1 pseudogene is annotated in these 296 nt (G+C 43.9%); it reads left to right on the top strand.

Going from position 1 to position 296, the window contains the following annotated elements:
- A pseudogene (locus B2906_RS04905) lies at nucleotides 1–296 on the top strand (TGS domain-containing protein); the annotation flags it as partial.

Below are 296 nucleotides of genomic sequence, written 5' to 3'. Positions count from 1 at the left end.
TTGGCCCGGAATGTTCTTGCCGCAAAAGTCAATGGCCAAGTTTGGGATGCTACCCGACCTATCCAAGCAGATTCAGACGTTCAGTTATTGACCTGGAATGACAATGAAGGTAAAAATACCTTTTGGCATTCCTCAGCTCACTTACTTGCTGAAGCTTTGGAAGCTTTATATCCCGGAATCAAATTTGGTATCGGACCTCCCATTGAAACGGGTTTCTACTATGATGTAGACTTTGGAGACCATACCTTGGATGGCTCAGAGCTAGAGAAGATCGAACAAAAAATGATCGAATTGGC

Source organism: Algoriphagus sp. UBA3586, assembly GCF_002376385.1.
GTDB classification, from domain to species: Bacteria; Bacteroidota; Bacteroidia; order Cytophagales; family Cyclobacteriaceae; genus Algoriphagus; species Algoriphagus ornithinivorans.
This window is presented reverse-complemented; position numbering and strand designations above follow the sequence as displayed.